The organism is Cupriavidus sp. KB_39, from assembly GCF_052114485.1.
GTDB lineage: Bacteria > Pseudomonadota > Gammaproteobacteria > Burkholderiales > Burkholderiaceae > Cupriavidus.
The window spans coordinates 188,941-196,530 of sequence record NZ_JBFREV010000007.1; the positions used below are offsets into that span (position 1 = coordinate 188,941).

Annotated in this window: 7 protein-coding genes and 1 pseudogene; all 8 read right to left on the minus strand. The window is 68.0% G+C overall.

Annotated features, from left to right (window positions below; translation table 11 throughout):
• Positions 1 to 24: 24 nt before the first annotated feature.
• Positions 25 to 1,191, minus strand: coding sequence for an ABC transporter permease (locus tag AB4Z27_RS08250; RefSeq protein WP_092301122.1), 1,167 nt, complete (start codon positions 1,189 to 1,191; stop codon positions 25 to 27).
• Positions 1,192 to 1,213: 22 nt separating this feature from the next.
• Positions 1,214 to 2,368: an ABC transporter permease gene (locus AB4Z27_RS08255; RefSeq protein WP_092301125.1), complete on the minus strand. Its 1,155-nt coding sequence runs from the start codon at positions 2,366 to 2,368 to the stop codon at positions 1,214 to 1,216.
• A 34-nt stretch (positions 2,369 to 2,402) separates the two neighbouring features.
• Positions 2,403 to 3,116: an ABC transporter ATP-binding protein gene (locus tag AB4Z27_RS08260; protein ID WP_441644216.1), complete on the minus strand. Its 714-nt coding sequence runs from the start codon at positions 3,114 to 3,116 to the stop codon at positions 2,403 to 2,405.
• Between the two features lie 25 nt (positions 3,117 to 3,141).
• Entirely contained in the window at positions 3,142 to 4,350 is a 1,209-nt protein-coding gene (locus AB4Z27_RS08265; RefSeq protein ID WP_092301128.1) for an efflux RND transporter periplasmic adaptor subunit, read from the minus strand.
• Positions 4,351 to 4,426: 76 nt separating this feature from the next.
• Positions 4,427 to 5,839, minus strand: coding sequence for an FAD-binding oxidoreductase (locus AB4Z27_RS08270; protein ID WP_441644217.1), 1,413 nt, complete (start codon positions 5,837 to 5,839; stop codon positions 4,427 to 4,429).
• Positions 5,840 to 5,867: 28 nt separating this feature from the next.
• Positions 5,868 to 6,575, minus strand: a complete 708-nt coding sequence (locus AB4Z27_RS08275; RefSeq protein ID WP_092301134.1) for a FadR/GntR family transcriptional regulator — start codon at positions 6,573 to 6,575, stop codon at positions 5,868 to 5,870.
• Positions 6,576 to 6,708: 133 nt separating this feature from the next.
• Entirely contained in the window at positions 6,709 to 7,245 is a 537-nt protein-coding gene (locus tag AB4Z27_RS08280) for a tetratricopeptide repeat protein (protein ID WP_441644221.1), read from the minus strand.
• Positions 7,246 to 7,365: 120 nt separating this feature from the next.
• Positions 7,366 to 7,590 (minus strand): annotated as a pseudogene (locus AB4Z27_RS08285) (cytochrome c-type biogenesis protein); the annotation flags it as partial.

Sequence of the window (7,590 nt, forward strand, 5' to 3'; positions counted from 1 at the left end):
CCGATCACCCGAACGGGTTTCCGTTCAACGCGCGCGCAGCGCATCCACGATATTCAGGCGCGACGCGCGCAGCGCTGGCAGGAATCCGCCGATGAAGCCCATCGCCATCGAGAACAGCAGCGTCTTGACGACGATGCCCGGCGTGAGCAGGAAACGGAACGACAGGTCGGCGAAGGTCTGGAAGTTCGTCGTCGAAAATGACGCAAACTGCATCAGCGCGGCGCAGGCCAGCCCGGCCACGCCGCCGACAAAGCCCAGCAGCACCGCCTCGATAAGAAACGCCGCGAGCACATTGGTGCGCTGGAAGCCCAGCGCGCGCAGCGTGCCGATCTCGCCCACGCGATTGGCCACCGAGGCGTACATCGTGATCATGGCGCCGATCATCGCCGCCACGGAGAAGATCGTGGTCAGCGTCAGCCCAAGGATGTTGATGAAGGTGGAGAGCGCGCGCGACTGGTCGCTGTAGAACTGCTGCTCGCGCTTGGCCTCGTTGGCGAGGCGGGGGTCCACGTCGATGTCGGCCCGGAACTTGTCGAAGCCGTCCGCCTGGCCCAGGCGCACCACCATCGACGAATAGCTGGTGCGCCGGAACGACTGCATGAGCTGGTCTACATCGCCCCAGATCTCGGAGTCGAAGCCGCTGCCGCCGGCGTCGAAATGGCCCACCACGGTCCAGTCGCGCTGGGCAAAGCGCAGGTGGTCGCCAATGCGCACGTTGCCGAAGCCCTTGGCGATGCTGCTGCCGACGATGATCTCCGACGAACCCGGCCGGAACACGCGCCCGGCCGTGATACGTACCTGCGGGCGCAGCGTCACGCCCTGCGGCGATATCCCCCGGATCACCACATTGGCCGGGGAGGCCGCGCCGCTCTTGGTCAGCGAAATCAGCACCACGGCCTCGCGCGAGGCCATCGGCCGACCCTCCTTGTTCATCGCCACGGCCGGGTGCATCTCCATGGCCGCCGCCTGGTCGCGGGTGATCGCGCTCTGGATCTCGGTTTCGGCGCCCTTGCGGATCAGCACCACGTTGTCCGCCTCGCCGGTGGTCACCAGCGTCTGCTTGAGGCCGGCGTCGAGCATCAGCATCGCCGCGAAGACGAAGACCACCAGCGCCAGCCCGCCCGCCGTGAGCGCGGTGGTGAGCCGCCGGGCCCAGACGTTGCGTGCGATGTAGTGGAGTGGGATGACCATGTGGGGGAGGGGGCCGGGCCGGTCAGCCGATGGCCCGCAGGCCCTCGACGATGCGCACGCGCGCCGCCTGCACGGCCGGCACGATGGCCGCCGCCACGCCGCAGACGAGTGCGCAGGCTGCCTGCATCGCGGCGGTTTCGTGCGACACCGTGAACACCGGGAACACGTTGCCGACCGTCGACTTGAACAGATTGGCGGCCGGTGGGGTCAGTAATATGCCGATGGCGCCGCCGATCATGCACAGCACCATCGACTCCCCGAACACCAGCATCGCCAGGAAGCCCGGCCCGAAGCCAAGTGCYTTYARCGTCGCATATTCGGTGGTCCGCTCGCGGGCGCTCATCGCCATGGCATTCGCCATCACGGCCATCACGATCACGATCACCACGTAGGACACCACGCGGATGGCCGCGATGATCTGGTTGGACATCGCCACGAAACCGAGCTGGAACGCCTGCTCCGTCTCGGTCATGGTCTCGGCCAGCGAGTTGCGGAAGACGTCGTCCACGCGGCGGGAGACKGCGGCGGCATTGTCCGGGTTGTCGATGCCGAGGATGAACACGCCCACCTGATCCGGCTTGCCGACGGCCTTCTTGCGGATGCTTTCGTTCAGGTACTCGTAGTGGAACAGCATCTGCCGCGTGATGGTGGACTCATCGCGGCCTTCCATGATGCCGCGCACGACGAAGTCCCACGTGCCCGGGTAGATCGTGCCCTTGAGCGGGATGACATCGCCGATCTTGAAGCCGTACTGGTCGGCCAATTGCCGGCCCACCAGCGCGCCCCGGCGGTCGCGCCGGTAGTCCGCGCGCTGTTCGGGCGGCAGGATCAGTTCGGGATACAGATCGATGTAGTTGTCCGAGACGGCGAACTGGGCGAAGAAGTTCTTGGGGTCGCGATAGGTGCCCGCGAACCAGCTTGAGCGGGCGACTTGCGTCACGCCCTCCACGCCACGGATGCGATTTTCGTAGCTCAGCGGCAGCGGAAACACCAGCGAGATCGAGTTGCGCGTGACCAGCCGCGCGTTGGACGCCGCCGCCGCGCCGGCGTACCAGGCATCCACCACGGTCTGGAGCAGCCCGTATGCCAGCACGGCGATGACCAGCCCGAGCACGGTCAGCGCCGTGCGCAGCTTGTGGCGCATGGCGTTGCGGGCGATCAGCCGGGGCAGGTACATGGCGATGGGGTCCTGATGTCCTGGAATGCTGAAACTAGCGCCGGCCGGCCAGCAGTTCGCCCTTTTCCAGATGGACGAGCGAGCGCGCCGCCTCGGCCGCGTGGGCGTCGTGGGTGACCATGATGATGGTCTTGCCGGCGTCGGCATTGAGCCGTTGCAGCATGGCCAGGATCTCGGTGGCGGAGGTGCGGTCGAGGTCGCCAGTGGGCTCGTCGGCCACGATCAGCGTGGGGTCGGTAATCAGCGCGCGGGCAATCGCCACGCGCTGCTGCTGGCCGCCGGACAGCTCGGACGGGTAGTGGTCCATCCGGTCGGCCAGATTGACCATGCCCAGCACCATCTCCACGCGCTCCCGCCGCTCATGGCGCGACAGGCGCGTCAGCATCAGCGGCAGTTCCACGTTCTCGTACGCGGTGAGCACCGGCATCAGGTTGTAGAACTGGAAGATGAAGCCGACGTGCGCGGCGCGCCAGTCGGCCAGCGAGGATTCCGGCAGCCCGGCAATGTCCACCCCGGCCACGCGCAACTCGCCGCTGTCCGGGCGGTCGATGCCGGCGATCAGGTTCAGCAGCGTGCTCTTGCCCGAGCCGGACGGCCCCATCAGCGCGATGAAATCGCCCTCGGCAATGTCGAGTGTGATGTCGGACAGCACCGGCACCGTCTGCGCACCACGCCGGTACGACTTGGCGAGGTGGCGGATGGCGACGAGCGGCTCAGCGGSGCGGGGGGCGGCGGGATCAGTTGTCACGTCGGTTGTCACGTCGGTCGTCACGTCACTTCTTCGCCACGGAGACCTTGCTGCCATCGGACAGCTTGTCGGCCGGCGCCAGCACCAGCGTGTCGCCGGGCTTCACGCCCTGCACGGCCACCAGCTCGCCCACGCGGGCGCCCTTGGTCACCGGCACCTGCCTGGCCTTGCCATCCACCACCTGGAACACCACCGGCTTGCCGTCGCGCTCGACAATGGCGGCCGGCTGCACGGCGACCAGCGCCTTGCGGTCCTCGGGCGGCACAGGCTTGGAGAGGAAGGCGATCTTGGCGCTCATGTCCGGCAGCACGCGCGGGTCACGGTCGACAAAACGCACCTTGACCAGCACGGTGGCCTTCGAGCGGTCCACAGTCGGCACGATGCGCGACACCCGGCCGGCCATGCGCAGGTCGGGCAGGGCATCCAGCAGCAGTTCCACGGGCTGGTCGACGATGATCTTGACGATGTTCGACTCGGACACATCGGCCTCGACTTCGAGGGTCTCCATGTCGGCAATGGTCACGACCGCGCCCTTGGTGTCCGAGGCGGCCGAGAACGGCGTGATGTTGTCGCCCACGTTGGCGTGCTTGATCAGCACCACGCCGTCGAACGGCGCGCGGATCACGGTCTGCTCGACGGATACCTCCGCCGAGCGGGCGTTGGCCTGGGCGGAGGTGATGGACGCCTGCGAGTTGTTGATCGACGCCTTCGCCTTGTTGTAGCGGGCCAGGTCGGCGTCGTACTGCTGCACCGAGATGGCCTTGGGCGCCAGCAGCGTCTCGGAGCGGCGCAGGTTCACCTCGGCATCGCGCAGTTCGGCCTGCTGGAGTTGCAGGTTGGCCTGCGCCACCTGCACCTGCGCCCGGGCCTGGGCCAGCGACGCCTCCACGTCCCGGCTTTCGATCCGGGCGATGATTTCGTCCTTCTTGACGCGCGAGCCTTCCAGCACGCCCAGCCATTCGAGCCGGCCCTGCGCCTTGGACGCCAGTGCCGCCTTGCGCTGCGGCACCACGTAGCCGGTGGCGTTCAGCAGGGTGTAGTTCTGGGAGGGGTAGGCGCTGGAGACGGTGACCACCTCCACCGCCTGCGGCCCGGCCAGCCGGGCGCCAATGCCGATCACGGCCAGCACGACCACSGCGATGGCCGCGTAGCGGAGCCAGCGGCGGCGCCCACGCGGCGCGGGCGCCATGGCACTGCGATCGATCTTCAGCCTGCTCAGGTCTTGATCAGCCAATTTTTCAACCGATAGGGTGCGGAAAAGGGCTGACAGTATAGCGCCGTGTGATCCCGACGCCGGCGCYTGCGCGGAATCAAAGCAGCTTGCCCGGATTCATGATGCCGCTGGGGTCGAACACCTGCTTGATGGCGCGCATCAGGCGCAGTTCGAGCGGGTCTTTCAGTGCCAGGAACGCGTCGCGCTTGAGCTGGCCGATGCCGTGCTCGGCGCTGATGCTGCCGTCGTAGCGGGCCACTTCGTCCAGCACGTCCTCGCTGACCGCCTTGCCCTCGTTGAGCGCCCATTTGGCGTCCGCGCCGAGCGGGCGCGACAGGTTGTAGTGCAGGTTGCCRTCGCCAAAATGGCCGAAGATGAACGGGCGGATGCCGGGGTGCYTSGCCAGCAGCCGGGCCTCCATCGACGCCATGAAGGCCGGAATCCGCTCGATCGGCAGGGAAACATCGTGCTTCAGGTGCAGCCCGTCGGCGCGCTGGGCCTCGGAGATCTCCTCGCGCAGCCGCCACAGGCTCTGCAACTGGGCCAGCGAGGCCGAGACCGCCGCGTCGAGGCAGAGACCCTGCTCCAGCGCGTCGCCAATCACCGATTCCAGCAGGGCGTTGAGCACGTCCTCGGGCGCCGTGTCGGCGATTTCCACCAGCACGTAGGCCGGATGGCGCTCCGGGAAGGGCGCCTGCACGCCTTCGGCATGGGTCAGCACCAGTTCCAGACAGTCGCCCGTAAAGAACTCGAAAGCCTGAAGCCGGGCGCCGCAACGGGCGAACAGCAGCGAGAACAGCTTCAGCGCCTGCTCGGACGATTCCACGGCAGCCAGCACCACGGCGCGCGAGTCGGCGCGCGGCAGCAGGCGCAGCGCGGCAGCCGTGATCACGCCCAGCGTGCCTTCGGAGCCGATCAGCAGTTGCTTGAGGTCGTAGCCGGTGTTGTCCTTGCGCAGCGTGCGCAGGCCGTGGAAGACCTCGCCATCGGGCAGCACCGCCTCCACGCCCAGCACCAGCTCGCGCGTCATGCCGTAGCGCACCACGTTCACGCCGCCGGCGTTGGTGGCGAGATTGCCGCCGATCTGGCACGAATCCTCGGCCGCCAGCGACAGCGGGAACAGCCGGTCGGCCTCCTCGGCGGCACGGCGCAGATTGCCGAGAATGCAGCCGGCCTCCACGACCATGGTGTTGGCGATGGTGTCGATCGACCGGATCTTGTCCATGCGGTCCAGGCTCAGGATCACGTTGACGGACCGGTTGTCCGGCGCGGCACCGCCGCACAGGCCGGTATTGCCGCCGCGCGGCACCACCGGCACGCCGGCCTGCTGGCACAGCGCCAGCGCCCGGGAGACCTGCTCGGTCGTGCGCGGCCGAATCACGGCCTGGGCCTGGCCCTTGTAGAGGCCGCGCCAGTCGCTGGTCCACGGCGCCACGTCATCGGGCGCGGTGGCCACCACGTCGGGGCCAAGGGTGTCGGTCAGGCGTTGCAGGAAGGCGGCGTCGGACATGGGATACCTATCTATATATAGAGGGGGTTCAGGCGGCGGCCCGCAGCGGCAGGCCAAGCCGCGCGGCGGCATTGCGAAGATGGGCGGCGGCGGCCAGCCGGGCGGCCTCGGGGTCCGCCGCGCGGATCGCCTCGAAAATCGCCACATGCTCGCCATGCACCTGCTCGGGCAGCCCCGGCTGCTGCTGGGAATTGCCGCGCGCSGTGCGCACGGCGTGATGGAGCTGCAGGTTCAGGTACTGGAGCAGGTCCTGGTAGTACTTGTTGTGGGTGGCGGTGGCCACGGCCACGTGGAACTGAGTGTCGGATTCGGCACCCCGGTCGATGTCGTGCAACTGGGCGGCGAGGGTACCGAGCAGGTCGGCCATACGCCGGAGATCGTCGTCGGTCCGGCGACGCGCGGCCATCGCGGCGGCGGCGCTTTCCAGATCGAGACGCAGCTCGTAGATCGCCGCCAGATCGGCGGCGTCGGCGCCAGCCTGGCCGGACAGGCGGAATCCAGCGTCGCTGACGCGGGAACGGACGGTGCTGCCGAGCCCCTGACGGCTTTCGATCATCCCCTGCGAGCGGAGATGCTCGGTCACTTCCCGGATGACGGCGGTGCTGACGCCGTATTGCTCGGCGAGCTGCTTGCCGGTGGGGAGGCGGGCGCCGACCGGGTAGACGCCGTCCGCAATCTCCGCGCGGAGTTGCTGGATGACGCGTTCGGTGAGGGTGATCGGGCGGGTCGTCTGCATGGGGTGAGACGTTACCCTTTTATGGTTATATGAAAACYTGGGGTAAACGCTGATGTGGTGTTGGCTTTTGGAGTCGCAGCGCCCGCAGGGCGATGTGAAACATGCCGTTGCCAACAAAAGCCAACACCATCCATCAACGAACCACCCCCCTCGCAACCTCCAAATTCCCCCTAACCCTCCGAGCCGTCTCAGAATCCGCCGGCAGCAACCGATACAACCGCTCCCAATACCCAATCGCCTCAGGCAGCGCCCCCCGCTCAGCCGCATCCGTCCCCGCCAGGGCCAGCGCCTTGGGCTCATCCCCATCCAGCGCCAGCGCCGCCCGCACCTGCTCCATCGGCGCCCCCTCCAGCTGCCCCCCAGCCGCGCTGGCCAGCGCATCGGCATAATCAGCCCTGAGCGCCGCCGCATCCGGGACGAGCGCCACGGCCTTCCCATAAGCCGCCGCCGCATCATCAAACCGTTCCAGCGCCGTATACGACCGCGCCAGCATGTACCACCCATTGGCATCGCCCGGTTCCTGCCGCAGCCGTAGCGCCAGCCGGGACACCATGGCGTCGATTTGCTGCATGTCGACCGTATGCCCATCGCCAGTCGGCAGCGTGGCCGGCGCACTGGCCCACGCCGCGCGGACCATGCCGGGGTTGCCGAGGTGGAGGTAGAGCAGCATCGCCCCGCCTGGCAGCAGGGCCAGCGAGGCGGCGACCACCCAACGGGACCGTCCCGGCGGCGCAACAGAATCGGCCAATTCAGGCGGATCCGTCCGAGGCCGGAACACCGCCCGATGCCACCGCCGCGCCCGCACCACAACCACCGCAGTGCCGAGCACCGCCAGCGCCGGCCCGAACCACAGCAGCCACGTCAATGGCCGCACCGGCGGGTCGTAGAGCACGAAGTCGCCATAGCGCTGCACGAGGAAGTCCTTCACGGCGGTCTCGCTCGCGCCGCTGCGTAGCTGCTCCCGGATCTGGGCGCGCAGGTCCACCGCGAGGTCGGCGTTGGAATCGGCCAGCGT

What these genes read in the sequence shown, in the direction of transcription:
- AB4Z27_RS08250 (WP_092301122.1), bottom strand. Translation starts at nt 1,191, where the DNA reads ATGGTCATCCCACTCCACTACATCGCACGCAACGTCTGGGCCCGGCGG.
- AB4Z27_RS08280 (WP_441644221.1), bottom strand. Translation starts at nt 7,245, where the DNA reads ATGCTGCTCTACCTCCACCTCGGCAACCCCGGCATGGTCCGCGCGGCG.